Source organism: Nitrospira sp. BLG_2 (genome assembly GCF_049222245.1).
In genome coordinates, this window is the sequence record NZ_JBLYIG010000421.1 from 1 (window position 1) to 2204 (window position 2204).

Sequence of the window (2204 nt, forward strand, 5' to 3'; positions counted from 1 at the left end):
CGGCAGTCTGCTGAAGATAACTCTTCCGTGGCGGCTCGTCCGGATGCCACATGTTCCAACGCTCGGCTTCAAGCGCCCGCATCCGCAACATCTTATAGCTCGTCACGCTCCACACATCCGCCGCCACGCCGTAGCGCTCCAACAACACCTCTTGTGCCTTGATTGCTTCGTTGACGAGCGGTCCGCTCGCCAACAACTGGACTTTGTGCCTGGCTTCGTTGGGCGCCGGACGGAAACGGTACATCCCTTCGAGTATTCCCTTCTCTGTGCCAGGCGGCATGGCCGGCATGGGGTAAGGCTCGTTGTAGAGCGTGATGTAATACAAGCGCTCTTCCTGATTCTGATACATGCGCCGGAGCCCGTCCTGCAATATCACGGCAAGCTCGAACATGAAGGCCGGATCATAGGCGGCGATCGTCGGATACGCATGAGCCAGCAAATGGCTGTGCCCGTCCTGGTGTTGCAAGCCTTCGCCTTCCAACGTCGTACGTCCCGCCGTGGCGCCCAGTAAAAAACCGCGGGCCCGCATGTCCGTGGCGGCCCAAATCAAGTCCCCGATTCGTTGGAACCCGAACATCGAATAATAGATGAACAAGGGAATCGTGTTGAGTCCATGTGTCGCATACGCTGTGCCGGCGGCGATGAAGGAAGACATCGCGCCGGCTTCGGTAATGCCTTCTTCAAGGATCTGACCGTTCGTGGATTCGAAGTAATAGAGCAAGGAACTTTTGTCCGCCGGTTCATAGAGCTGACCGAGATGCGAATAGATGCCATATTGGCGGAAGAGCGCTTCCAGACCGAATGTGCGCGCTTCATCGGGAATGATGGGGACGAGATGTTTCCCGAACGGCTTGTGGCCCAACAGGCGGCCCAACATGCGGGCAAAGCCCATTGTCGTGGACGCGGCACGGTCTCCCGATCCTTCGAGAAACTCCTTGAACTGGTCGAGGTCCGGCATCTCCAACGGCTCGACCTTCACCTGCCGTTTTGGAAGGGAACCACCCATGGTCTTGATCCGCTCGGCGAGGTAGGTCGCTTCCGGACTGTCGGCGGGCGGGCGGAAAAACGGCGTCGAAGCGAGTTGTTCATCCGAGACGGGCACGCTGAATCGCGTGCGGAATTCGCGCAACTCCCCCTCATTCATCTTTTTCTGCTGATGGGTGATGTTGCGGCCTTCCCCGGCCTCTCCCAAGCCGTACCCTTTGACCGTCTTCGCGAGAATCACGGTCGGTTGGCCTCGGTGCTCCACGGCGGCCTTGTAGGCGGCGTAGACTTTCCGTGGATCGTGACCGCCGCGCAGCAGTTTGTGGATTTGTTCGTCGGAATAGGAGGCCACCATTTGAAGCAAACGGGGATCGGCGCCGAAGAAATGTTTCCGAGCGAAGGCGCCGCCTTCCACCGTATATTTCTGATACCAGCCGTCGACGACCTCGCCCATCCTCTTCACCAGCAGGCCCTCGCCGTCCTGCGCCAACAACGGGTCCCAATCGCTTCCCCACACGACCTTGATGACATTCCAACCGGCGCCTCGAAAGATGGCTTCGAGTTCCTGGATGATCTTGCCGTTGCCGCGGACCGGGCCGTCCAGGCGCTGAAGATTGCAGTTGACGACCCATATCAGATTATCCAGCTGCTCGCGGGCGGCGAGTGTCAGCGCAGCCATGCTCTCCGGCTCATCCATTTCACCGTCGCCGACGAAGGCCCATACGCGCTGAAGACCGGTATCTTTCAGCCCGCGATCCCGCAGGTACCGGTTGAAACGGGCCTGATAGATCGACATGATCGGGCCCAAGCCCATCGAGACGGTCGGAAATTCCCAATAGTCCGGCATCAGCCAAGGATGCGGATAGGACGACAATCCCTTGCCCCCGCTCGTGATCTCGCCCCGGAAGTGATGCAGCATCTCTTCTGAAAGCCGGCCCTCGACATAGCCGCGCGCATAGATCCCGGGACTGGCATGCCCTTGGACATAGAGGAGGTCGCCGCCCTGCGGGGAATCTTTGCCGTGTAGAAAATGGTTGAAGGCCACCTCGTATAAGGTGGCCGCAGAAGCGTACGTCGAAATATGCCCGCCGATGCCCGAATGTTCTTTATTCGCCTTAACGACCATCGCCAGGGCGTTCCACCGAACGAGACTTCGGATGCGACGCTCGAGTTCGAGGTTGCCGGGATAGGGTGGTTCCCGGTCGGCGGGAATCGTATTG

1 protein-coding gene is annotated in these 2204 nt (G+C 59.2%); it reads right to left on the minus strand.

Annotated features, from left to right (window positions below; all coding sequences use genetic code 11):
* The coding region (gene aceE / locus ACOSYY_RS11590; RefSeq protein WP_421662536.1) for a pyruvate dehydrogenase (acetyl-transferring), homodimeric type at positions 1–2204 on the minus strand (2204 nt) is incomplete at both ends.